The sequence below is a fragment of the Alcaligenes sp. DN25 genome (assembly GCF_023674485.1).
Lineage (GTDB): Bacteria > Pseudomonadota > Gammaproteobacteria > Burkholderiales > Burkholderiaceae_B > Alcaligenes > Alcaligenes phenolicus.
Genome location: NZ_CP098408.1, coordinates 960,813 through 985,711 on the forward strand (window position 1 = coordinate 960,813; position 24,899 = coordinate 985,711).

A 24,899-nucleotide genomic window follows, 5' to 3' on the forward strand; every position below is an offset into this window, starting at 1 on the left:
AAGTCATGACGCTGGTACATCGATCCGTGCTGCTGGAGCCTACGGTGGCGGCCCTCGTGGATCCGTCCTTTGAGGCCCGGCGCTGGGCGCAAAACCCTGAAATCCAGGGTTTGGCCGATGGTGTGTACGTCGATTGCACTTTTGGTCGTGGTGGTCACAGCCGTCTGTTGTTGTCGCACTTGAGTCCCCAGGGGCGCCTGATCGTGATCGACAAGGATCCGCAAGCGATCGCCGTGGCCCAGGAGCTGGCAGCACAAGATAGTCGTGTGACGGTTGTACATAGTGGTTTTGGTGATTTGGCCCAGGCTCTGGACGAGCTGGATGTGGGGCCATTGCAAGGCGTCATGATGGATTTGGGCATTTCCTCGCCACAAATCGACGACGCAGAACGAGGTTTCTCTTTTATGCGCGAAGGTCCGTTGGACATGCGCATGGATACCAGCGGTGGTTTGACCGCTGAACAGTGGCTGGCCGAGGTCAGCGTAGAAGTTTTAAAGGAGGTCATTGCAGAATATGGCGAAGAACGGTTTGCTTTCCAGATTGCAAAGGCGATTGTTGATCGCCGCCAATCCCGCCCGCTACATACAACGCGTGATCTCGCCGAGCTCGTCGCCGGTGTCGTCCGCACGCGCGAAAAGGGTCAACATCCGGCAACCAGGACCTTCCAGGCTATACGGATTTACCTCAATCGTGAGCTCGAAGAGCTCGCGCACGCGCTTCCGTCAATTCTGAGTCGATTGGCGACTCGGGGCAGGCTTGCGGTGATTGCATTTCATTCACTGGAGGACCGCATGGTCAAACAGTTCATGAACGCAGCTGCGCGTCCCGCGCAGGAACAGTCACGTCTACCTATCCTGGAAAAAGACTTGCCCCAGCCTCTGGTGCAGTCTTTGGGCAGAATCTTGCCCACCGACGAGGAGTCCAGCGACAACCCCCGAGCCCGCTCGGCGGTATTACGTGTGGTGCAACGCACCGACACCCCCATCCCCCAGGACTGGATGCGCAGCGCCAGCGAGCGTCTGCTGCAACAGGCCGCCTATAGCCGACAGCCCGCCGGCAAGCGAGGCCGCCGATGATGCGCCTGGTCATCACCCTCTCTTTGGTGTTGATGCTTTCGGCCATCTCTTTGGTGACGGCGCGCTATCAGGCGCGCGAGCTGTTTGTGCAAACCGATCGTCTGGTCACCAAAGCCGGTGAACTGGATACGGACTGGCGTCGTCTGCAACTGGAACGGGCCGAGCTGGCCCGTAACGCCCGCGTGGACGATATTGGTCGCAACGAATTGGGCCTGGTGCTGAGCTCTCCCGAGCGCACTCTCTATTTGCAAGGGGGTGAGCTGAGCTCGACCCAGGTGCAGTCCGGAGGGCGGCCATGAAACGATTCGGCTATCACGAAAATCCCGTCCTGAGCGTCCAGATTCCATTCTGGCGCTCGCGTTTGGTGCTGGTCCTCTTGTTTCTGGGGTTTGGCGCCCTGATCGTCAAGGCTTTGTATTTGCAGGGCCTGTCTACCGAATTTTTGCAGCAGCAAGGCGAGCGCCGTTACGAGCGCACCCAGGTGCTGCCGCCCATGCGTGGCAAGGTTTTTGATCGTACGGGTTCTGTGGTGCTGGCCTCCAGTGTGCCTGTCAAAGCCATCTGGGCTATTCCTGATGATGCTCGGAATGCCAAACCCGAGCAGATCGGTCAGTTGGCCAAGCTCCTTGGTATGGGGCAGTCCGATATCGAGCGTCGTCTGTCCGTTGAAGATCGTAACTTCGTCTACATCAAGCGTCAGGTGGATGTGGATGTGGCCGCTCAAATCGCTGAACTGAAGATCCCTGGTATCCACCAACAAGAAGAAATGCGTCGTTTCTACCCCGAAGGGGATGTCATGGCGCACATTGTGGGCTTTACGAATATTGAAGACCAGGGCATCGAGGGCATTGAGCTTGCCTTCAACTCCGCCTTGTCCGGCACGCCCGGTTCGCGCCGCGTAATTCGTGACCGTCTGGGACGTGTGGTGGAGGACGTGCGCGCCATCATCCCGCCTACCCACGGTCAGGATTTGCACTTGTCCATTGATGCCGGCTTGCAGTTCGACGCGTACACCGCCTTGAAAAAAGGTATGGAAGACGTCAAGGCCAATGCCGCTGCGGCCGTGGTCATGGACGTGAAAACCGGGGAGATTCTGGCCCTGGTGAACTTGCCTACCTACAACCCCAACGACCGGGATGATCGCAAGGGTCCGGCCCTGCGTAACCGTGCCTTGACCGACACCTTTGAGCCCGGTTCCATCATGAAGCCGTTTACCGTGGCTCTGGCGCTGGATATCAACCGCATCACCACCGCCACCCAGTTCAACACGGGCAATGGTCAGTACCGCTACCAAGGTAGTGTGATCAGTGACGTTAGTCGCAACAATGGCATGCTGGATGCTGCCGGTATTTTGCGTCGGTCCAGCAATATTGGCATGACCATGATTTCCGAGCGCCTGACTTCGCAGGAAATGTGGAACAAGTTTACCGAGCTGGGTTTTGGCCGTTCTCCGCAGGCCGATTTTCCCGGTATTGCCAGCGGAAGACTGCGCCCCTGGGAGCGCTGGCGTCCCATCGAGCGCGCCACCATGTCGTATGGCTATGGCCTGTCGGTTTCCCTGCTGCAAATTGCCCACGCCTACACGGCGTTTGCGCGTAATGGCGACATGGTTTCCATGACTTTGCTCAAGCGCGAAGGCAAGCCCGCCAGCGTTCAGGTTTACACCCCTAAAGTGGCCGCGGAAGTTCGCGCCATGCTGGAAGCTGCGGCGGGCCCAGCCGGTGCCCGTCTGGCTCAGGTGCAAGGCTATCGCGTCGCTGGCAAGAGCGGTACGGCCCGCAAGATTGTGGATGGTCGTTACAGCAAGTCCTTGTATCGCGGCTCTTTTGTCGGCTTCGCGCCTGTCTCCGACCCTCGCATTGTGGTGGCCGTCACGATTGACGAACCACATAGTTCCAATTATTACGGCGGGCGTATTGCCGCGCCGATTTTTTCAGAAATTGTGGCCCGGAGCTTGCGACGCCTAGGTGTCCAGCCTGATGCGCCCATAGATTCGCTGGTGGCCGTTGGCCCCGGTGCGGAGAATGTACGATGAACGCCGCAGCAATATTGGAGTGGCTGGCGCAGCATGTAGCGCCCACGGCTAATCTGTGTTTGGATTCCCGCCAGATCAAGGCGGGTGATGCGTTTTTCGCCTGCCGCGGCCATCAGGGTGATGGTCGTGAGTACGAAGTTCAGGCTGTGCAGCAAGGTGCAGTGGCCATTGTGCGCGAGCAGGGCGATCAAGCAGTTGATCCCGGTGTGCCTGTTTTGCAGGTTCCCAATCTGGGGGGCTTGCTGGGTGAAGTGGCCCACGAATGGTGGGGCCGTCCTTCCGAGGCCATGACTGTCGTGGCGGTGACCGGCACCAATGGCAAGACGTCCACCGTGCAGTGGGTGGCGTCGGCCTTGAATCATTCCCAAGTGCCTTGCGGCACGATCGGTACGCTGGGCGTGACCTTGCCTGATGGCTCCAATCTGGGTGGCGTTCTGACCACGCCGGACGTGCTGACCGTACACCGTAGCCTGGCTGCTATTCGCGCTCAAGGCGGCAATGCCGTGGCCCTGGAAGCCTCGTCCATTGGTCTGGAACAAGGCCGTCTGGATGGTGTCCGTATTGATATTGCCGGGTTCACCAACCTGACGCATGACCATCTGGACTATCACCACAGCATGGAAGAGTACAAACAGGCCAAGCTGCGCCTGTTCAGTTGGCCCGGTCTGCGTAGCGCCGTCGTGAATGCAGACGATGAAACAGGTCGTGAATTGATGCAGGCCGGTCTGGCTGCCCGTGTGATTTCCTACTCCATGAGCCAGCCCGAGGTGGATCTGCTGGCTCAGGACGTGCATACCGGTGCCGACGGCCAGGTATTCAATCTGGTGACCGCTCACGGCACCGCACAAATTTTGACCCACCTGCTGGGCGAGCATAACGTGGCTAACCTTCTGTTGGTGGCGGGTGTACTGCAGGAAGTGGGCTGGCCTGTGTCCAAGATCGCCCGCATCATGGACAAGCTGGAGTCCGTGCCTGGCCGTTTGCAAATTGTGACGCCCAAGAGCACCGCAGGTCGTCAGCCCTTGCCTTTGGTCGTGGTGGATTACGCTCATACTGCCGATGCACTGGAACGCGCCCTGCAAGCCTTGCGTGAAGTGGCCAGCGTACGTGGCGGCAAGCTGATTTGCGTATTTGGTTGCGGCGGTAACCGCGACACGGCCAAGCGCCCCATTATGGGTGAAGTGGCGGCCCGTCTGGCCGACAGCGTTCTGGTTACGACCGACAACCCACGTTTTGAAGATCCTGCCGAAATCATTCGTCAGATCGTGGCTGGTATGCCTGAAGCGCCGGCCGTGCAAATGGATCGGGCTCGCGCCATCCTGTCTTCGATCTGGGCTGCCAGCCCTGAAGATATTGTTTTGCTGGCCGGTAAGGGCCACGAAACCTATCAGGAAGTCCAGGGCGAGCGTTCTGTGTTTGATGATTCCGACTGGGCCAAAGCCGCCTTGCTGTGGTTGCGTGGCGTGCGTTTGAGCACCGATTCCCGCAGTCTGAGCAAAGGTGATGTGTTCCTGGCCCTGAGCGGCGAGCAGTTCGATGGTCATCGCTATCTGGAAAAAGCGAAAGAGCAGGGCGCTGTGGCGGCCCTCGTGGCTCAGCGTGATGCCGAAGTCGAACTGCCACAAATTGTGCTGGGCGATACGCGTCGTGCGCTGATGACCTTGGCGACCGAGTGGCGCTCGCGCTTTGACATCCCTGTCATCGGCGTGACCGGCAGCAATGGCAAGACCACGACCAAGGAAATGATTGCCGCGATCTTGCGCGCCTGGTTGGGCGAAGCAGAAAGCCTGGCAACTCGCGGTAATTTGAACAACGATCTGGGTGTACCCCTGTCCATCCTGCGTTTGAGCTCCGAGCACAAAGCCGCCGTTCTGGAAATGGGCATGAACCATCCCGGCGAAATCGCCGTGCTGGCGTCCATGGCTCGCCCCACGATCGCCCTGATCAATAACGCACAGCGTGAACACCAGGAGTTCATGCACAGTGTGGAAGCAGTGGCTCGTGAAAACGGTGCCGTGATTGACGCGCTGCCACAAGATGGCGCGCTGGTGATTCCTGATGATGATGCCTTCAGCGCCATGTGGGCTGAGCAGGCTGGTCAGCGTCCCGTATTGCGCTTTGGCCTGAGCGGTCAGGAAACGGTCTTTGCGGCCGATATGTTTGTCGAGCCAGCTCAAACCCGTTTTATGTTGCATGTGGCAGGCCAGTCTGCTGCCCTGACCTTGAACAGCCCCGGTATCCACAACCTGCGCAATGCCTTGGCCGCTGCCGCTTGCGCACATGCCGCCGGTGCGCCGTTGAGCGCGATTGTGCAGGGTTTGGAAAGCTTCCGTCCTGTCACGGGCCGTATGCAGCCCAAGCAACTGTCTTCCGGTTACCAGTTGATTGACGACACCTACAACGCCAATCCGGATTCGGTACGTGCTGCCATTGATGTGCTCGCACAGCTGAAAGGCCGCAAGGTGCTGGTGCTGGGCAATATGGCCGAGATCGGTGATAACAGCTCCGAATTGCACGCTGAAGTGGGTGCCTACGCTAAAGAGCGTGGCATGGATGAATTGCTGACCTTGGGTGGCGATGCCAGCCATGCTGCCCAGGCTTTTGGTGCACGTGCGCATCAATTCGAGACTTTGGAAGACATGGTGGCTTATCTGCTGGCCCTGGAGCCATCCCATGTGTTGATCAAGGGTTCGCGCAGCGCCCGTATGGAGCGTGTGGTTGCCGCCCTGGAAAACCACTTCTCCCATAACGAAGGGGCCACTCATGCTTCTTGAACTGGCACGTTGGCTATCGGACGATCATATTCGCGCCTTTGGGGTGTTTGAGTACATCACCCTGCGTGCTATTTTGGCCAGCGCCACTGCGCTGGCAATTGGCTTGTTGGCAGGTCCCTGGGTTATTCGCAAGCTGACCGAACTGAAGATCGGTCAGGCTGTGCGCGCTTACGGCCCTGAATCGCATTTGCAAAAGAATGGCACCCCCACCATGGGCGGTGTCCTGATCCTGATTTCTATCGGTATCAGTACCTTGTTGTGGGCAGACTGGACCAACCGTTTTGTGTGGGTCGTTCTGCTGGTGACTTTTGGTTTTGGCTGGATTGGTTGGGCAGACGACTACAAGAAAGTCGTCAATCGTGACCCCGAAGGCATGTCCTCGCGTCAGAAATTTTTCTGGCAAGCCTTGATCGGTATGGTTGCGGCCGTGTACCTGAGCTTTGCCGTTTCGGTGCCTGCCAATACCGAGCTGTGGCCCTTGTTCAAAGAGTGGGTCCTGAGCGGCTTCACCATGCCCCTGCCTGCGCAGGCTGACCTGATCGTGCCGTTCTTCAAGTCCGTCAGCTACCCGCTGGGTGTGCTGGGCTTTGTGGTGCTGACCTGGGCAGTGATTGTTGGCTCCAGCAACGCCGTCAACCTGACGGACGGCCTGGACGGTCTGGCCATCATGCCTACCGTGCTGGTGGGCGCTGCCTTGGGTATTTTTGCCTACGTGGTTGGCCGGGTCGACTACTCCAAATATCTCTTGTTCCCCTATATTCCCGGCGCGGGTGAGTTGATGGTGATCTGTGCAGCCATTGCCGGTGCGGGTCTGGCCTTTTTGTGGTTCAACGCCTATCCCGCCCAAGTGTTCATGGGTGATGTGGGTGCGCTGGCCCTGGGCGGTGCGCTGGGCACGATCGCGGTGATCGTTCGCCAGGAAATCGTGCTGTTCATTATGGGTGGCGTGTTTGTGGTGGAAACCTTGTCGGTGATGCTGCAGGTGACCTGGTTCAAGTACACAAAGAAACGCTACGGGCAGGGCAGACGAATGTTCCGCATGGCGCCGCTGCACCATCATTTTGAAGTTGGCGGCTGGAAAGAAACACAGGTGGTGGTTCGCTTCTGGATCATCACCATGATGCTGGTCATGGTTGGTCTGTCTACATTGAAATTGCGATGAATGCGTTGAGTTTTCCTTCGATCCGTAAAGACGGTCTCATGCTTATCCTTGGGTTAGGCGAGACAGGCTTTGCTGCGGCTCGCTGGTCTTTGGCCCAGGGGGCCAGCATTCGTTTGGCGGATACACGCGAGAACGTGCAGGGTCTGGACAAGCTTCAGGCCCTGAGCAGTTCGGCTCTGGATACGCGTCTGGGGAAAAATGCCCTGCAGGCCGATAGCCTGAACGACGTGCATACCCTGGTGATCAGCCCCGGCTTGTCGCCTCTGGATCCTGCTCTGGCCGGCTTTTTAAGCCAGGCACGAGATCGTGGAATCGAAGTCATTGGCGAGATCGAGCTATTTGCCCGTGCCTTGAAAGACCTGGCTGATCAAGGCCATGCAAGCCGTGTGGTGGCCATTACCGGCACCAATGGCAAGACTACCGTCACGGCCATGACGCGCCACTTGCTGGAGCAGGCAGGTGTTTCTGCACTGGCCGTGGGCAATATCAGCCCTGCTGCGCTGACCGCCCTGTGCGACGCTCTGGAAAACAATGCCTTGCCTCAGGTCTGGGTGCTGGAGTTGTCCAGCTTCCAGCTGGATAGCACTTTTAGCTTGCAGGCGGATGCTGGCGTTGTACTGAATATTTCGCAGGATCATCTGGACTGGCATGGCGGCATGGACGCTTACGTCGAGTCCAAGCAGCGCATGTACAGCATGTGTGATGTGGCCTTGGTCAATCGTGATGATCCAGCCGTTATGGCCATGATTCCCGATGCCAGCCAGGAGTCGGTGCGCAGCTTCGGTTTGGACCAGCCCGCTTTGCTGGGCGATATGGGCTTGCTGACGGATGGCGGCATGCAGTGGTTGGTGACCAATGAGCCTACCGATTTTGAGCTGCCGGCAACAGGCCTGAAAAAACGTAATGCACCGGCTGAGCCTGCCGTGCGCGGTAAAGGTGGCTTGAAACGCCTGATGCCGGTTGAGGCTTTGCAGATCAAGGGGCGTCACAACGCCTTGAATGCCCAAGCAGCCATGTTGCTGGCTCGTTGTCTGGGTCTGGGTTGGGCTGAGTTGCTCAATGGTCTGCGCACCTATCAAGGGGAGCCGCACCGTGTCGAACTGGTGCGTGTGATGGACGGTGTTCAATATCTGGATGACAGCAAAGGTACTAATGTCGGCGCGACTGTTGCCGCCTTGCGTGGGTTTGATCAGCGTGTCTGGCTGATTGCCGGTGGTTTGGGCAAAGGCCAGGATTTTGAGCCGCTGGCCGTTGCGGCTGCCTCGAATGTGGCCGAAGTATTCTTGATTGGGCAGGACGCCAAGCTGATTGCCTCTGTTCTGGACGCTCATGATGTCCGTCATCGTTTCTGCGAGGGTCTGGAAGCTGCTGTGCACGCTGCTGCCGAGCAGGCGCGTTCGGGCGATGTGGTCTTGCTGTCTCCGGCCTGCGCCAGCATGGATATGTTCAAAAGCTATCACCATCGCGGCATGTGTTTTGTCGCCGCCGTGACCGAGATGGCACTGGATAGAGGAGAGCCGGCATGAGTCTGTTTGCTGAGCTGACCTCGGGTGTCAATGCCGTACGCCCCGGACGCACGGCATTGCCTGCGTTTGATCGCCCCTTGCTGGCCGCCACACTGATGCTGACCCTGTTTGGTTTGCTGATGGTGTATTCGGCCTCGATCGCTTTGGCAGACGGACCGCGCTATGAAAGCTACGGTCGTTACTACTTTGTAATTCGCCACGCCTTGTTCATTGTGGTGGGTGTGGTGCTGGCCATGTTTACCGCAACCGTGCCGCTGCGTGTATGGCAGAAGTTGGCCGTGCCTCTGTTTGCTCTGGCTATTTTCTTGCTGCTGGTGGTGCTGGTTCCCGGCATTGGCCGTGAAGTAAACGGTGCACGCCGCTGGTTGCCTTTGGGCATCATCAACTTCCAGCCTTCGGAGCTGATGAAAGTAGCCATGGTTCTGTATGCCGCTGATTACACCGTGCGCAAGCAGCAGCACCTGCATACCTTTATTCGAGGTTTCCTGCCTATGGCGGTGGCCCTGGGTCTGGTTGGTGTGTTGCTGTTGATGGAGCCTGACTTGGGCGCCTTCATGGTCATCGTGGCCATTGCGGTGGGCATTTTGTTCATTGGCGGAATTAACGGCAAGTTGTTCTCTGCCTTGCTGGGCATTATGGTCAGCAGCTTCCTTTTGCTGATCTGGCTCTCACCGTGGCGTCGTGAACGTTTGTTCGTGTATCTGGACCCCTGGAATCCTGACAATGCTTATGGCAGTGCCTATCAGTTGTCGCACTCGCTGATTGCTTTGGGCCGAGGCGAATGGTTTGGCGTGGGTCTGGGTTCCAGCGTGGAAAAACTGCATTACCTGCCTGAAGCCCATACCGACTTCATCGTCGCGGTAATTGGCGAAGAGCTGGGCTTTGTTGGCGTGGCCGCTCTAGTCCTGACCTTTGGCTTTGTCGTATGGCGCAGCTTCAATATTGGTCGTCAGGCCTGCGCCATGGATCGCTTGTTCAGCGGTGTCGTCGCTCAAGGTGTGGCGCTGTGGTTTGGCGTGCAGGCTTTTATCAATATTGGTGTGGTGCTGGGTTTGTTGCCTACCAAGGGTCTGACCTTGCCTTTGGTCAGTTACGGTGGTTCGGGCATTGTGATGAATCTGGTGGCTTTTGCCTTGTTGCTGCGGGTGGATTTTGAGAATCGGCAAATGATGCGAGGTAAGCGCACATGAGCACTCCAACCATCCTGATCATGGCAGGCGGTACAGGCGGGCACATCATGCCCGGGCTGGCCGTGGCTGAAGCCATGCAGCAACGCGGCTGGCAAGTGTTGTGGCTGGGTCATCCCGAGCGCATGGAAGGTAGCTTGGTCCCACAGCATGGGATTAAAATGCTGCCTCTGCGATTTTCCGGACTACGAGGCAAAGGCGTGAAGGCATTGCTCTCCTTACCCTTTACTTTGATCCGTGCCTGCTGGCAGGCGCATCGCTGCCTGCAGGAAGCCAAGCCGGATGTGGTACTGGGTATGGGCGGCTACGTGGCTTTCCCCGGTGGCCTGATGTCTTTTGTGTCGCGCTGCCCGCTGGTAGTGCATGAGCAAAATGCGGTGGCCGGTACGGCGAATCGCTACCTGGCCAAAATGGCGACCAGTGTGTTGACCGGCTTCCCCGGTGCCTTGCCTGGTGCAGTAACTGTGGGCAACCCGGTGCGCGATGCTTTCGTAGGCCAGGGTTCGGCTGCCGAGCGTTATGCCAAACGCAGCGGACCGCTACGCATTCTGGTGGTGGGCGGCAGCCTGGGGGCTGCAGCGCTGAACAAAGTGGTGCCTGAGGCCATGGCGCTGATCCCTGCCGAGCAGCGCCCGCATGTAACCCATCAGTCCGGCCAGCAGCATCTGGAAAGCTTGCAGAAAAGCTACGCGGACAATCAGGTGCAGGCCGACTGCAAGGCCTTTATTGGCGATATGGCGCAGGCCATGAAAGAGGCCGATGTGCTGATTTGCCGCGCCGGTGCCATGACGGTAGCTGAAGTGGCTGCAATCGGCGTAGCAGCTCTGTTCGTGCCGCTGCCCCATGCGATTGACGATCACCAGACAGCCAACGCCCGCTACCTGAGCGAATGCTCGGGTGCGTGGCTCAAGAAACAATCGGAGTTGACGGCTCAGTGGCTTGCGCAATGGTTGCAAGGACTGAACCGTGAAGAGCTAAGTCGTGTGGCCAGCCACGCGCAAGAACATGCACAGTTGAATGCCACGCAGCAGATTGCCGAAGCATGTCAGCAGGCGGCAAGGAGGGTGGGATGAAACACCGCATTCAACATATTCATTTTGTAGGGATTGGCGGCTCGGGCATGAGCGGCATTGCCGAAGTCATGCTGAACCTGGGCTTTGCCATCAGTGGCTCGGATATTCAGGAAACGGCGGTGACTCGTCGCCTGGAACAGCTGGGTGCTCGTATCGTGATCGGCCATAAAGCCGAAAACGTCGCTGGCATGGGCGCGATCGTCACCTCCACCGCCATTGCGGGTGACAACCCTGAAGTGCTGGCCGCGCGTGCCGCCCGCATTCCGGTGGTGCCACGTGCCCTGATGCTGGCCGAGCTGATGCGCTTGAAGCGCGGCATTGCCGTGGCTGGTACGCATGGCAAGACCACCACCACCAGCCTGGTAGCCAGCCTGCTGGGCGCGGCTGATCTGGACCCCACCTTTGTGATCGGTGGTCGCCTGAATTCGGCCGGTGCCAATGCTCGCTTGGGGCAGGGCGATTACATCGTGGTGGAAGCGGATGAGTCCGATGCTTCTTTCCTGAACCTGTTGCCGGTGATGGCCATCATCACCAATATCGACGTCGACCATATGGACACCTATGGCCATGACGTTGCCCGACTGAAAAGCGCCTTCATCGACTTCACGCACCGCCTGCCGTTCTACGGCAGCGCCATCGTGTGCAACGACGATGCGAATGTGCGCGAAATCATTCCTTTTGTATCGCGTCCTGTCACGACTTACGGCATTGATACCGATGCCCAGGTCCGCGCGATCAACATCGAAAGCCGTGGCACCACCATGTGTTTTGATGTGCAGCGCAAAGGGGCCACAGGCGATCTTCCCCTGCTGTCCGTGTGCCTGAATCTGCCCGGAAAGCACAATGTACTCAATGCCTTGGCTGCCATTGCGGTTGCCACTGAGCTGGGTGTCAGTGACGAGGTCATTGCCCGTGGTCTGAAAGAGTTCACCGGCGTGGGGCGTCGCTTCTCCATGGTGGGTGACTTCCCGGTTTCCCAGGCGCAGGGTGGTGGCACGTTTACTGTTGTTGACGATTATGGTCACCATCCTGTCGAAATGGCTGCTACCTTGGCGGCCGCACGTGGTGCTTGGCCTGATCGCCGCATCGTGCTGGCATTCCAGCCGCACCGCTACACACGCACCCGTGATTGCTTTGAAGATTTCGTGCAGGTACTTAGCCAGGCCGATGCGGTCCTCCTTGGAGAGGTCTATCCCGCCGGTGAGGCTCCCCTTGTGGCCGCCGATGGCCGAGCCTTGAGTCGCGCAGTGCGTGTGCTCGGCAAGGTCGAACCCATTTTCGTGGCCGAAATCAGCGATATGGCACAAGCCGTTCTGGACTTTGTCCGTGACGGCGATGTGGTGTTGGTAATGGGTGCAGGGTCCATCAGCCGGATTCCTGCTCAATTGGGAGAAATGGCATGACAGCGGATTTTGGTCGGGTCGGCGTGTTGTACGGCGGCAAGTCCGCCGAACGTGAAGTGTCCTTGATGTCTGGCGCAGGCGTGCATGAAGCGCTGTGCAGCATGGGCGTGGATGCGCATTTGTTCGATATGGGCGAGAAAGGACTGACCGAACTGGCTCAGGCCGGTTTTGACCGCGTGTTTATTGCTTTGCATGGTCGTTACGGCGAAGACGGCACCTTGCAGGGGGCTTTGGAGTGGATGGGCATTCCTTACACCGGCAGCGGTGTGATGGCCTCCGGCCTGGCCATGGACAAGATCATGACCAAGCACATCTGGCAGCACCTGGGTTTGCCCACTCCCGGTTTTGCGCAGCTGGATCATGTCAGCCAGGTTGCCGCTGCGGTTGAACGTCTGGGTGTGCCCCTGATCATGAAGCCGCCCCATGAAGGTTCCACCGTGGGGGTGGTGCGTGTGGACCGCGCCGAGGAGGCTGTTGCCGCCTTTGAAACCGCCATGCATTACGACACCGTCGTGCTGGCTGAGCAATTCATTCGTGGTCGCGAATTGACTGTACCCATCATCGGCGTTGGCGCCCAGGCACGTGCCTTGCCCGTGATCGATATTGTGGCCCCACAAGGCAATTACGACTTCGAACACAAGTATTACTCGGACGAAACCCAGTACTTCTGTCCTGCAGATCTGTCGCCCGAATTGACGGCACATATCCAGGACCTTTCCGTCCGTGCGTTCAATGCACTGGGCTGCGAAGGCTGGGGCCGTGCCGATTTCATGCTGGACGGGCAAAACCGCCCCTGGCTGCTGGAGATGAATACCTCTCCGGGCATGACCAGCCACTCTTTGGTGCCCATGGCAGCCAAAGCAGAGGGCACCAGCTACGCCCAGTTGTGCGTGAACATTTTGGCAACGGCGCGCTGCAAGGTGCAGGCCATTGCTCGCAGCCTATAGAACGGGGAGCCTGACTCATGTTTTCCGATGCACGTCTGACCAACCTGATCGCCAATACGCTGGCTTTGCTAGCGGTATCGGCATTGGTGATCAGTGTTGTGGTTTGGGCTGTGCGTCGTCCGTACTTCAATATCGAACGCATTCAGATCGAGTCCTCGCAAGGCGAACGTCTGGCCTATGTGACTCCTGAAGGGGTGAAAGCCACGATTGCCGGTCGCCTGCAAGGCAACTTCTTCACAGTAGATCTGGACAAGTCCCGCGCTCTGATTGAAACGGCTCCTTGGGTACGTCGCGCGCAGATCCGCCGCGTTTGGCCCAATAGCTTGTCGGTACGGATTGAAGAACAGCAGCCGCTGGCCTATTGGAACGAAGACGAAATGATCAACACCTGGGGTGAATCATTTTCGGCCAATAAAGCCGTGGTGCCTGATGATGTGGATTTACCCCAGCTAAGCGGTCCTCCGAATTCGGAGCGTCTGGTGGTGCAACGGTATGCCGAGTTGGCACGCTGGTTTGGGCCGCTGGATGTACAGGTCAGTGAAGTGACGCTGAGCCCGCGCTACGCCTGGGATGTAGTGTTGTCCAACGGCATGCAGCTAAGCCTGGGGCGTGACCCGGCTGCTGATATTGCCGACCCGCACGGTCGTAAAGGTGCATTGCCCTTTGCGGTACGTGTTGAACGATTTGTGCAGGCTTGGCCTGCCTTGATGCAACGGCTTGGCGACCGTGCTTTGCAAAGTGCCGACTTACGTTACCCGAATGGCTTTGCGATAACGCTGGCTCCGGTTTCATCTACCCCTGTGAAGTAAAGAACATATGACTCGTGACATCAAAGACCTGATCGTTGCATTGGACATCGGCACCAGCAAAGTGGTTGCGGTGGTGGCCGAAGTGCTGCCGGAAGGCCGGTTTGAAGTGCTTGGTCTGGGACAGCATGAATCCCAGGGCATGCGCAAAGGGGTGGTCGTCAATATCGAGACGACAGTCAATTCTATCCAGCGCGCTTTGGAAGAGGCGGAGTTGATGGCCGATTGCAAGATCCGTGAGGTCTACACCGGAATTGCAGGCAGCCACATCACCAGCTTTAACTCCAGCGGCATGGTGGCGGTCAAAGACAAGGAAGTCACGGCGACCGATGTGGCACGCGTGATTGAAACGGCCAAGGCCGTGAATATCCCCACCGACCAGCAAGTGCTGCACGTGCTCACGCAGGAGTTCATCGTGGATTCGCAAGAAGATATTCGCGAACCCATAGGCATGAGCGGTCTGCGTCTGGAAGTGCGGGTACACATTGTGACCGGTGCCGTCAGCGCAGCGCAGAACATCGTCAAGTGTGTGCGTCGTTGTGGTCTGGAAGTACAGGACCTGATTTTGCAGCCTTTGGCCTCCAGCCTGTCTTGCCTGACGGCGGACGAGAAAGAGCTGGGCGTGGTGCTGGTAGACATTGGTGGCGGTACAACCGATATCGCCATCTACACCGGCGGTGCGATTCGTCATACCGACGTGATCCCGATCGCGGGCGACCAGATCACCAGCGACATTGCCGCCATGTTGCGCACCCCTACGCCGGATGCGGAAGAGATCAAGCTGCGTTTTGGTGTGGCCAAGCAATCGCTGGCCCATCCGGAAGAAATGATTGAAGTGCCCGGTCTGGGTGATCGTCCCAACCGCCAGGTCAAGCGCCAGGCCCTGGGTGCCGTGATCGAGCCGCGTGTGGAGGAGTTGTTCACCTTTGTGCAGCAAAGCCTGCGCGAATCGGGCTACGAAGACTTGCTGTCCTCTGGCGTGGTGCTGACTGGTGGTACGGCCATGTTGCCGGGCATCGTGGAGCTGGCCGAGGACGTGTTCCTGAAACCTGTGCGTATCGCGGTGCCCAGCTACGAAGGCAGCCTGGCTGATGTGATGCGCAACCCCCGTTTTTCGACCGTGATGGGTCTGTTGACCGAAGCTCGCCTGCAAAGCGCTCGTGGCCGCAAAGTGGCCCAGCAAAAAGGCAGTGTGAAAGGGCTGATGGCACGCATGAAGGAATGGTTCATGAATTAAGGGCGTTGCAAGACGCTCAGGTCGGGCAGCCTGAAAGGGCTGTCCAGGAGGCAGTTCAAACCGGGTGCGAACCCTTTGGTTGGCAGATGTTTTGAGCTGATTCCAAATTTCAGTTGTATCGGGGAAGTACGTAGAAACTTGACTAATTAAGTGTTTGAGTGGGAGTCAATCATGATGAACTTTGAAATGTTAGATACCAGCGGTAGCGGCACGGTCATCAAGGTCGTGGGCGTGGGCGGCGCAGGCGGTAACGCTGTGACGCATATGATCAACTCTGGTGTTCAGGGCGTTGATTTCATTTGCGCCAATACCGACTCGCAGGCGCTGGCCAGTAGCGAGGCACCTATTCAGATTCGTCTGGGCCGCAGCGGCTTGGGCGCCGGTGCCAAGCCTGATCAAGGTCGTGCAGCAGCGGAAACCGCTCGCGAAGAAATTCGCGCAGCATTGAACGGCGCCCATATGGTGTTTATTACAGCCGGTATGGGCGGTGGCACCGGTACGGGTGCCAGCCCCGTTGTGGCCGAAGTGGCCAAGGAATTGGGCATTTTGACCGTGGGTGTCGTCACCAAACCTTTCTCCTTTGAAGGCAATCGCCGTCTGCGCATGGCCGAGGAAGGGATCGAGGAACTGAGCAAGCACGTTCACTCCCTGATCGTTGTATTGAATGAAAACCTGTACGACTTGATGGATGAGGACGCAACACAGTCCGATTGCTTCAAGGCAGCTGACGATGTCTTGCACAATGCCTGCGCCGGTATTGCCGAGATCATCAATGTTGAAGGTAACGTGAACGTCGACTTCGAAGACGTGAAAACCATCATGGGCGAGCAAGGCCAGGCCATGATGGGTACCGCTGTGGCTTCCGGCTCGAACCGCGCTCGTGAAGCGGCTGAGCGCGCCATCGCTTGCCCATTGCTGGAAGGTGTGGACCTGCACGGTGCCCGCGGCATGCTGGTGAACATCACCTCTTCGTCGTCCCTGAAGATGCGCGAAACGCGCGAAATCATGGACACCATCCGTGGCTACGCAGCAGAAGACGCAACCGTTATCTTCGGTACGGCTTACGATGAGTCCATGGGCGACAGCCTGCGTGTGACTGTTGTTGCTACTGGCCTGGGTCGCAAGCAAGCGCGCCCACAGTTGGTACAAAACAACGAAGAAGTGTTACGTACAGGTACGGACAACATGCCTGTCATCGGTGCGGATTACGCCAACGCCGACGTGCCTGCCGTCATCCGCAATCCACGCAGCCAGGCTTCGGCCCAGGTGCGTGCGCTGGAGACTGCTGGCATGGATCACTTCGACATTCCGGCGTTCTTGCGCAAGCAGGCTGATTAAAAATCAGGTTCGGCGATTACCCGAGTCGCCAATTTGATTTCTCCCACGACTCCCCCTGGGCGTTCGCGCTCAGGGGGCGTAAGTGCTTTGTTGTGTCGGGGTGTTTGACGCTTGACAATTGCTTATGTTTTTAGAAAGCGTATAGTGGATAACCCGTATTACGGTTACAATAGTCTTTGCGAACAACACTTTACAAATACAAGAACAGCCATGCTTCGTCAGCGCACCATCAAGAATGTCATCAGTACCAAAGGAGTCGGCTTGCACTCTGGCCGTCGTGTCGAACTGACACTGCGCCCTGCTGCGCCTGACACGGGTATTGTGTTTCACCGTATCGATCTGCCCGAAATCGTGGATTTGCCCGCACAGGCAGACAAGGTCGGTGGTACGCGTATGGCTTCGGTGCTAATCAAGGATAATGTTCGGGTTTCAACCGTCGAGCATTTGATGTCGGCCATCGCTGGCCTGGGCATTGATAATCTGCACGTGGACCTGACGGCTGAAGAAGTGCCCATCATGGATGGCAGCGCCGGCACATTTGTGTATTTGTTGCGTTCGGCGGGCTTGCAGGAGCAAGAAGCCGCCAAGAAGTTTTTGCGTGTCCTCAAACCCATCGAAGTCTCTGAAGGCGAGGGGAAGGACATCAAGTGGGCCCGTCTGGAGCCCTACGAAGGCTTTGCCCTTCAGTTTTCTATCGATTTTCACCACCCGGCCATTGATGCAACGGCCAATTTTGCCGAGGTGGATTTTGCGCATGACTCGTACGTGAAGACTATTTCACGTGCGCGCACCTTCGGGTTCGCCAGCGAAGTGGAAGCTTTGCGTGCGGCCGGTCTGGCCCGTGGCGGCAGTTTGGATAATGCCATCGTCATGGACGAGTACCGTGTCCTGAACAGCGACGGTCTGCGTTACGAGGACGAGTTCGTCAAGCACAAGATTCTGGATGCTATTGGTGACTTGTACCTGATTGGCCACCCCCTGATTGCACGCTATGTGGCGTGCAAATCCGGCCATGGTTTGAATAACCAGCTGGCGCGTGCCTTGCTGGCCGCCCAGGATAGCTGGGAACTGGTGACTTTCGAGTCGGCTGCCAGTGCACCCCACGCTTTTTCCAGCGAGTGGAAATTCGCTTGATACTTGTTTAGGGTCCCGCTCCTGGTGCTTTGCTTAGCCGCGATGATGACGCAACAAGCGTTCGATGGCTTGCGCCAAGGGACCTTGCGGCAATGAGTCATGCAGCTTTTCAAATGATTCCAAGGCCCGTTCGTCCAGGACTTGTACCTGGCGCGCGGGCTTTTCTGTCACAGCTGCAAACAAATGGGCTTGCACGTGCACCAGCGCCTCGCTAATGTTCCAGCCAGCGGCATTCATCTGCCGTGTGACAGTGGGCAACAGCTGACGCAGCTTGGCCGCATGTGCGGCGCTGGGAACTGCCAGCGTCAATTGCTGTCTGTCTATACGGGCTACTTTACAAGCCTTGCCCAAAGCAGGTGGCAAGGCTTTGCTTACATGGGTCTGCGCCGCCATCAGCTGCCGGGCCATTTCCAGTACCTGGGAACCTTGCTGGTCGCTGGCCAGCCAACCCAAAGCGTGGCTTTGCCCGCTACTGCGTTTTGGCGCGGATGAGGAAAAAGGAGGCTTCCAGGTCATGTTCGAGGTTATACGATAGTGGATCAACATAAAGACTATACGTCCTTAGATGCCAAAGCCAAAGGGGTGCGCCGTACGGTGATCGCCCTGGTGGCTCTGGTATCGCTGGGCGTTTCCGCAGCGGCGGGAGCTCTGGTGCAGTCGCACTGGGGTGAACGCGGTGGCGTGTCGCTGGACGCGGATATGGCCCAGAGCCAGGCCGCTGCCATGCAGGACAACGTGACCCGCCTGGCCGAAAAAGTCGGCGGTTTGCAGGCCAAACTGATCGAGATGGACGGTGTCAGCAAGCGCGTGGCCAAGGCGGCCGGCATTGAGTACACCGATCCGGAGCTGGCCGGTGCCATGCCCGTGCAGGATCTGGCCGTCATGGACAGCATGGATGGAGCCGATCTGGTCTGGAACGCCGACCGTCTGGGCGAGCAGCTGGATAATCTGGCCAAACAGATGTCCGAGCAACAGGACTGGTTTCAGATGCTGGATTCCGTGCTGACCGAGCGTACCGGCAACGAAGCCCGTCTGCCCAATTACCGTCCGGTGGATTATGACGAGGTAGCTTCTTCCTTTGGCTGGCGTCGTCACCCGATTTCGGGCCGTCATGCCTTGCACGAAGGCCTGGACTTTCCAGCACCCAAGGGGACGCCTATCTATGCCGCATCCGGTGGGGTGGTATCGGAAGCCCGCTATATGACCGGCTACGGCAAGCTGGTGGAAATCAATCATGGCAATGGCATGAGCACGCGATACGCCCATGCGTCATCAATCGTTGTTAAATTAGGCGACGTAGTAGAAAAAGGGCAGTTGATCGCCCGTGTCGGATCTACCGGGCAGTCCACAGGTTCGCACCTGCACTTTGAAGTGCGCATGGCCGGACATGCTCTGGATCCCAAGCTTTTTCTGCCGGCGCGTGAGTATGTAGAACAGCAGATCGCGCAATTGGATTCGGACAAGTAGTTCCGTCTTGCAGCATGTGCGTTAAACTGATTGTTTGCTTGCGCATCCCTTTTAACCAGAGATAGGCTCGAGGCACAGATTCAAGCCCTTGCGGCCTCGCCTACATTGACGACACAAGAATGGTTTCATTGCTGAAAAAGCTTATTGGCAGTCGTAACGACCGACTGCTCAAACAGTACCGTAAGCAGGTCGCCCAGATTAATGCTCTTGAGCCTACTATTCAGGGCCTGAGCGACGAGGCCTTGGCAGCCAAGACGCAGGAGCTGCGCCAACGTGTTCAGGATGGCGCCTCGCTTAACTCGCTCCTGCCCGAGGCTTTTGCTGTAGTACGCGAGGCGGGTGTCCGTGTATTTGGCATGCGCCACTTTGACGTGCAGATGCTCGGTGCCATTGCCTTGCACAACGGCAAGATTTCCGAAATGCGTACGGGTGAGGGTAAAACCCTGACCGCGACTTTGGCCGTGTACCTGAATGCACTGTCCGGCAAAGGCGTGCACGTGGTGACCGTCAATGATTACCTGGCTCGACGCGATGCGAACTGGATGGGGCGTCTGTACAACTTCCTGGGTCTGAGCGTGGGCGTCGTAGTTCCCCAGCAAGACAATGCCGAGAAGATTGCTGCCTACCAGGCTGACATTACCTACGGTACCAACAACGAATTTGGTTTTGACTACCTGCGCGACAATATGGAATACCGCGCCGAGGATCGCCGCCAGCGCGGTTTGTCCTACGCGATTGTCGACGAAGTTGACTCCATCCTGATCGACGAAGCCCGTACACCGCTGATCATCTCCGGCCAGGCCGAAGACAATACCGAGCTGTACGTGCGCATGAACGTGGTTCCGCCCATGCTGACCCGCATGACGCAAGAGCCTCGTCCACACGAGCCCGAGCCCGAAGGCGACTTCTGGGTCGATGAAAAGGGCCAGCAGGTTCATATTTCCGAAGCCGGTCACGAACGTGCCGAGCAGATCCTGACCGAAATCGGTTTGCTTCCCGAAGGCGAGTCGCTGTACGAACCGCGCCACATTTCCCTGATGCACCACCTGATGGTCGCTCTGCGCGCCCACAACCTGTTCTTCCGCGACCAGCAATACGTGGTCCAGGACGGCGAAGTGGTGATTGTGGACGAATTTACCGGCCGTTTGATGGCTGGTCGCCGCTGGTCGGATGGCTTGCACCAGGCTGTGGAAGCCAAGGAAGGCGTTCGCATCCAGAACGAAAACCAGACGCTGGCTTCGATTACTTTCCAGAACTACTTCCGTATGTACGACAAGCTGTCGGGCATGACGGGTACGGCCGATACCGAAGCCTATGAGTTCCAGGAAATCTATAGTCTTGAAACCGTCATCATTCCACCGAATCGTCCGCTGGCCCGCAAGGATCAGAACGACCAGGTCTTCAAAACCGATGACGAGAAGTTCAATGCCATTCTGAAAGACATTCAGGACTGCCACGAGCGTGGTCAGCCTGTACTGGTAGGTACCACCAGCATTGAAAACTCCGAGCTGATTTCCACACGCTTGAATGCCGCTGGCGTCAAGCACGAGGTGCTGAACGCCAAGCAACACGCCCGTGAAGCCGACATCGTGGCTGAAGCTGGTATGCCCGGTCACGTGACCATCGCCACCAATATGGCCGGTCGTGGTACGGACATTGTCTTGGGTGGCAGCATCGAACGTGCAATTTCTCAGGTGCGTGAAGACGAGTCCCTGAGTGCCGAGCAGAAAGAAGCCAAGATCCAGGCTATTCGTGCTGCTTGGGAACCGCTGAACCAGCAGGTCAAACAGGCTGGTGGTTTGCGCATTATTGGTACCGAGCGTCACGAATCCCGCCGTATCGACAACCAGCTGCGTGGTCGTGCCGGTCGTCAGGGTGACCCAGGTTCCTCGCGTTTCTACCTGTCGCTGGAAGATTCGCTGATGCGCATCTTCGCCGGTGATCGTGTGCGCGCCATCATGGAGCGTCTGCGTTTGCCGGAAGGCGAGCCTATCGAAGCCCGCATGGTGACTCGTTCCATCGAATCCGCTCAGCGCAAGGTCGAGGCTCGCAACTTCGATATTCGTAAACAGTTGCTGCAGTATGACGACGTGGCCAACGATCAGCGCAAGGTGATCTACGCCCAGCGTAATGAAGTGCTGGAGTCGGCTGATATTTCCGACACCATCAGCAGCCTGCGCGAAGCCGCCGTCAGCCGTCTGTTCCGTGAATACGTGCCGCAAGACACCATGGAAGAGCAATGGGATATTCCCGGCTTGACCACCGCTTTGCAAAGCACCTTCCAGATTGAGCTGCCTTTGGCTGAAATGCTGGAGAAAGAATCCAATCTGACCGACGATGACTTGCATGATCGCGTTATCGAAGAATCCCAGCGTCTGCTGCAAGCCAAGATTGATCTGGTGGGGCAGCCTAACTGGGGCAACTTCGAGCGCTCCGTGCTCTTGCAGTCCATTGATACGCAATGGCGTGGCCATTTGCAGGCCCTGGATCACCTGCGTCAGGGGATTCATCTGCGCGGTTATGCCCAGAAAGACCCCAAACAGGAATACAAGCGTGAAGCTTTCGAGCTGTTCTCCGACATGCTGGACCGTGTGCGTGATGAAGTGGTCAAAGTGCTGATGACCGTGCGTATTCAGACTCCGGAGCAGGTCGAGGAAGCCGCGGTTGAGGTTCCTGCCAATTCCAATGTCCGTTTCCATCATTCGGATTACGATGCTGCCTTGAGCGGTGAAGATCCCGGTCTGGACGAAGCGGCCAAGGGCGAAGTGCCACGCGTAGGCCGTAACGATCCTTGCCCATGCGGCAGCGGCAAGAAATACAAGCAGTGCCATGGGCGCTTGAACTGATTCTGACTCAAGCTGCCCAGCCTGCAGGCTGCGAGATCAAACCCCATGAGCCCCTGGCGCATGGGGTTTTTTCTTGGATGCCAGTTTTGTTGCTGCGAACTGATCTGTGAATGGTTATATCCCGCTCATGCAGGGCCGTTTTTCCCTGTAAGCTACAGGACGCAGCTTGGTGCTACCGGCTGCAGCTGATCGTTTCTTCTGTGTGTTTTTCTATGACAACATCTCCCTTATTGCATCGTGTTGCCCTGATCGGGGCGGGCGAAGTCGCGCATTTTTATGGTGCTGCCTTGAAGTCGGCTGGTGTGCAGGTGCCGTTTATCCTGGTGCGCCGGAAAAGTGCCGCAGCCGGCGAACTGGCGCAGCAATTGGGAGCGAAACTGTGTTTGCAGGCGGATACGGATTGGCGGAGTCTTGACGGCGTGTTGTCGGCAGTGACGGGAACACAGGCAGACATAGTGGCCAAGGCCGTCATGCCGCATTTGTCTGTGGGAACGCTGTACATGGACTTGTGTACGGCCGAGCCCCAGGACATGGAGAGCATGGACGCTTTGGCGCGACAGCATGGAATCGAGCTGGCTGACCTGGCGATTATGGGCTCTGTGCCCTCTACAGGCGCTCAGACGGCTTTGTTGGCGGCAGGGCAAGGGGCAGGCAGGGCTGCGGCGTTTTGGCAGGCTCAGGGCGCTTCTGTGCGTATCTTGCCGGGACAGGCGGGGGATGCAATGCGCTTGAAGCTGCTGCGCAGTTTGATGACCAAGGGGCTGGAGGCCTTGGGAATTGAAAACTTGATGCTGGCCGAGCGCATGGGTTTGCGGGCCGAGCTGTATGAAGTCCTGGAGGATTTGAATCAGCGGGGCTTGCAGGACTTCATGGAGTCCTGCCTGCGCAGCCATCTGGTGCACGGCGTGCGCCGCCGAGACGAGGTTCTGCAAGTGCGTCGTCAGCTGGAGTTGGCAGGCATTGCGCCGCGAGTGACCAATGGCGTACTGGATTTTTTTGAGCACACGGCGCAGACCGAGTCTTTGCAAAGAGCTCAGGCCGTGGGGACACAGGAGAGTCTGGAAGTGTTCTTGGAAGAGGCCCGACAGTCGTCCTCACGCTCTTAGTTGTTCGGAAGGACAGTTTGTTGCTCGCGTTTGAGTCTGAGGTAACTTTTTTGGGGGGCTATCAAGTTTTTCCCTTCGGGAAAGGGTAAAGAGCTTGTGCTTAATAAGATGAAGCACACATACTGAAATTCAACGTTCAGCAGTCCGATATTTAGATGTTCCAGTGGCCGGATTTTCAGGCCCTCTGGGGCCAAAAGATTAAAAGAGTCGATTGATTCCCTTTGATGCAGAAATAAAAAACCGGCCAGAAGCCGGTTTTTTTAATCATGCCTGCAGGTGATTTACAGCAAGAAAACTGTTGCCAGCCCCAGAAACAGCAAGAAACCCAGTGAGTCCGTCGCAAAGGTCAGCAATACCGAGGAGCCCACAGCAGGGTCATTGCCAAAGCGATCACGCAGAATCGGGATCATCACGCCCAGCGCCGCGCCAATCAACATATTGCCGATCATGGCGGCCATCATCACGGCAGCAATGGCGATCGAGTCGGAGATAAACCAGGCAAAGAATGCCGTTACCGCGCTGCCACAGACACCAACCAGAAAGGTCACCAGCAGTTCGCGCTTGATCAATGGCAGGACGTTGGAACCTGTGACTCGGCCGGTGGCAATGGCACGAATGATCATGGTCATGGTCTGGTTGCCGGAGTTGCCACCAATACCGGCCACAATCGACATCAGGAAAGCCAGGATCACGATGTGGCTGACGGTATCCTCAAAGCGCGAGGCAATGAAGGAAGCCGTTGCCGCTGTACAGAGGTTGATCAGCAGCCAGGGAGCCCGGTTGCGGATAGCCGTACGGATGGGCGAGAAAATATCGTCCTCTTGCAGACCGGCACGAGACAGGGCCTGTTCTTCCGAGTCCTCTTGCAGCACGTCCACTACTTCGTCAATGGTGACTCGGCCAATCAGGCGGCCAATATCGTCCACCACAGGAGCAGACACCAGGTCATAACGCTCAAAGGCCCCGGCCGCATCCGAGTCCGAATCCAGTGGATTCAGAGTCAGATAATCGGTTGACATGACAGAGGACACCAGGGTTTCAGGCTCGCTGACTAACATGCGGGTCAGGGACAGTGTGCCTTGCAGTTTATCGGCCCGGTCCACCACGAAAATCTGGTCAGTGTGGTCTGGCAGTTCCTGCAAACGACGCAGGTAACGCAGGACCACTTCCAGGGTGACATCCTCGCGCACGCGCACCATGTCAAAGTCCATGATGGCGCCCACGGTGTCTTCGGGGTAGCCCATGGCTTCGATCAACTGTGCACGCTCCTCGTCCGTCAGGCCGCGCTGCACGGCTGCCACCACATCGGGCGGCAGGTCAGGGACCAGATCGGCAATTTCGTCGGCATCCATATTGCCGGCGGCCGCGATCAGGTCCGCGGCGTCCATGGAACGAATCAGCGATTCACGTGCCCAGTCGGCTACTTCCAGCAGCACGTCGGCGTCGTGCTCGGCATCCACCAATTGCCAGATGGCCTGGCGCTCCAGCTCGGGCAAGGACTCCAGAATGAAGGCAATGTCGGCCGGGTGCAGATCGTTCAGGATGGCCTTGATCTCGCTTTCATGCTGGCGATGGATCAAGCCCTCAAGCAGGTTGGAGCGGTCGTCGTCCTCGAACTGGCGCTGGGCCAGCGATTCCACCACTTCCTGGCGCTTGAGGATGTTTTTCAGGCGATAAAGTGCCTGCTGCGCATCCTCGGGCTCCAGGCGGCGTGGCTTGGGAGTGTCACTGGGCGAAGTAGGGGGTACCAGGTTTTCCTGCATAGGCCTGCCTGTCACGAAT

Annotated in this window: 19 protein-coding genes; 17 read left to right on the forward strand and 2 right to left on the reverse strand. The window is 57.7% G+C overall.

The window, feature by feature from the left end; all coding sequences use genetic code 11:
* Positions 1 to 5: 5 nt before the first annotated feature.
* The 14 genes from rsmH to lpxC all read left to right on the forward strand — a co-directional run bounded on the left by rsmH (position 6) and on the right by lpxC (position 17,698).
* Entirely contained in the window at positions 6 to 1,076 is a 1,071-nt protein-coding gene (rsmH, locus tag NBV64_RS04445; protein WP_009455051.1) for a 16S rRNA (cytosine(1402)-N(4))-methyltransferase RsmH, read from the forward strand.
* Entirely contained in the window at positions 1,073 to 1,375 is a 303-nt protein-coding gene (gene ftsL / locus NBV64_RS04450; protein WP_009455049.1) for a cell division protein FtsL, read from the forward strand. Before rsmH ends, ftsL begins: the two co-directional genes overlap by 4 nt.
* Positions 1,372 to 3,111, forward strand: coding sequence for a peptidoglycan D,D-transpeptidase FtsI family protein (locus NBV64_RS04455; RefSeq protein ID WP_035271088.1), 1,740 nt, complete (start codon positions 1,372 to 1,374; stop codon positions 3,109 to 3,111). The genes ftsL and NBV64_RS04455 overlap by 4 nt, the downstream gene beginning before the upstream one ends.
* Positions 3,108 to 5,885: a bifunctional UDP-N-acetylmuramoyl-L-alanyl-D-glutamate--2,6-diaminopimelate ligase MurE/UDP-N-acetylmuramoyl-tripeptide--D-alanyl-D-alanine ligase MurF gene (murF, locus tag NBV64_RS04460; RefSeq protein WP_250756762.1), complete on the forward strand. Its 2,778-nt coding sequence runs from the start codon at positions 3,108 to 3,110 to the stop codon at positions 5,883 to 5,885. Before NBV64_RS04455 ends, murF begins: the two co-directional genes overlap by 4 nt.
* Complete coding sequence (gene mraY, locus NBV64_RS04465; protein WP_009455045.1) at positions 5,875 to 7,047, forward strand: phospho-N-acetylmuramoyl-pentapeptide-transferase; 1,173 nt, start codon at positions 5,875 to 5,877, stop codon at positions 7,045 to 7,047. The genes murF and mraY overlap by 11 nt, the downstream gene beginning before the upstream one ends.
* Entirely contained in the window at positions 7,044 to 8,573 is a 1,530-nt protein-coding gene (murD, locus tag NBV64_RS04470; RefSeq protein ID WP_250756763.1) for a UDP-N-acetylmuramoyl-L-alanine--D-glutamate ligase, read from the forward strand. The genes mraY and murD overlap by 4 nt, the downstream gene beginning before the upstream one ends.
* Positions 8,570 to 9,763: a putative lipid II flippase FtsW gene (gene ftsW, locus NBV64_RS04475; RefSeq protein WP_026485176.1), complete on the forward strand. Its 1,194-nt coding sequence runs from the start codon at positions 8,570 to 8,572 to the stop codon at positions 9,761 to 9,763. Before murD ends, ftsW begins: the two co-directional genes overlap by 4 nt.
* Positions 9,760 to 10,833 (forward strand): undecaprenyldiphospho-muramoylpentapeptide beta-N-acetylglucosaminyltransferase, encoded by a 1,074-nt coding sequence (murG, locus tag NBV64_RS04480; RefSeq protein ID WP_009455043.1) that lies wholly within the window; start codon positions 9,760 to 9,762, stop codon positions 10,831 to 10,833. Before ftsW ends, murG begins: the two co-directional genes overlap by 4 nt.
* The gene (murC, locus tag NBV64_RS04485) at positions 10,830 to 12,236 is read left to right on the forward strand and encodes a UDP-N-acetylmuramate--L-alanine ligase (RefSeq protein ID WP_022983453.1); all 1,407 of its coding nucleotides are present in this window, start codon (positions 10,830 to 10,832) and stop codon (positions 12,234 to 12,236) included. The genes murG and murC overlap by 4 nt, the downstream gene beginning before the upstream one ends.
* Positions 12,233 to 13,183, forward strand: coding sequence for a D-alanine--D-alanine ligase (locus NBV64_RS04490; protein WP_022983454.1), 951 nt, complete (start codon positions 12,233 to 12,235; stop codon positions 13,181 to 13,183). Before murC ends, NBV64_RS04490 begins: the two co-directional genes overlap by 4 nt.
* A gap of 17 nt (positions 13,184 to 13,200) precedes the next feature.
* Positions 13,201 to 13,992, forward strand: a complete 792-nt coding sequence (locus tag NBV64_RS04495) for a cell division protein FtsQ/DivIB (RefSeq protein ID WP_009455041.1) — start codon at positions 13,201 to 13,203, stop codon at positions 13,990 to 13,992.
* Positions 13,993 to 13,999: 7 nt separating this feature from the next.
* The gene (gene ftsA / locus NBV64_RS04500; RefSeq protein ID WP_009455039.1) at positions 14,000 to 15,226 is read left to right on the forward strand and encodes a cell division protein FtsA; all 1,227 of its coding nucleotides are present in this window, start codon (positions 14,000 to 14,002) and stop codon (positions 15,224 to 15,226) included.
* A gap of 171 nt (positions 15,227 to 15,397) precedes the next feature.
* Entirely contained in the window at positions 15,398 to 16,564 is a 1,167-nt protein-coding gene (gene ftsZ, locus NBV64_RS04505) for a cell division protein FtsZ (protein WP_022983455.1), read from the forward strand.
* 210 nt (positions 16,565 to 16,774) lie between these two features.
* Entirely contained in the window at positions 16,775 to 17,698 is a 924-nt protein-coding gene (lpxC, locus tag NBV64_RS04510) for a UDP-3-O-acyl-N-acetylglucosamine deacetylase (protein ID WP_022983456.1), read from the forward strand.
* Positions 17,699 to 17,731: 33 nt separating this feature from the next.
* On the opposite strand, the gene NBV64_RS04515 is transcribed toward lpxC, so the two are convergent.
* Complete coding sequence (locus NBV64_RS04515) at positions 17,732 to 18,214, reverse strand: DciA family protein (RefSeq protein WP_115634326.1); 483 nt, start codon at positions 18,212 to 18,214, stop codon at positions 17,732 to 17,734.
* 18 nt (positions 18,215 to 18,232) lie between these two features.
* On the opposite strand from NBV64_RS04515, the gene NBV64_RS04520 reads away from it, so the two are divergent.
* From NBV64_RS04520 to NBV64_RS04530, 3 genes are all read left to right on the forward strand, one after another.
* Positions 18,233 to 19,165, forward strand: coding sequence for a M23 family metallopeptidase (locus NBV64_RS04520; RefSeq protein WP_009455033.1), 933 nt, complete (start codon positions 18,233 to 18,235; stop codon positions 19,163 to 19,165).
* 119 nt (positions 19,166 to 19,284) lie between these two features.
* On the forward strand, positions 19,285 to 22,011 hold the full coding sequence (gene secA, locus NBV64_RS04525) for a preprotein translocase subunit SecA (RefSeq protein WP_009455031.1): 2,727 nt from the start codon (positions 19,285 to 19,287) through the stop codon (positions 22,009 to 22,011).
* A 212-nt stretch (positions 22,012 to 22,223) separates the two neighbouring features.
* Positions 22,224 to 23,117 carry an NAD(P)-binding domain-containing protein gene (locus NBV64_RS04530; protein ID WP_250756764.1) on the forward strand — a complete coding sequence of 298 codons (894 nt, stop codon included), beginning with the start codon at positions 22,224 to 22,226 and terminating at the stop codon, positions 23,115 to 23,117.
* 281 nt (positions 23,118 to 23,398) lie between these two features.
* Here the strand turns inward: NBV64_RS04530 and mgtE are convergent, their stop codons facing one another.
* Entirely contained in the window at positions 23,399 to 24,880 is a 1,482-nt protein-coding gene (mgtE, locus tag NBV64_RS04535) for a magnesium transporter (RefSeq protein ID WP_009455029.1), read from the reverse strand.
* Positions 24,881 to 24,899 lie beyond the last annotated feature (19 nt).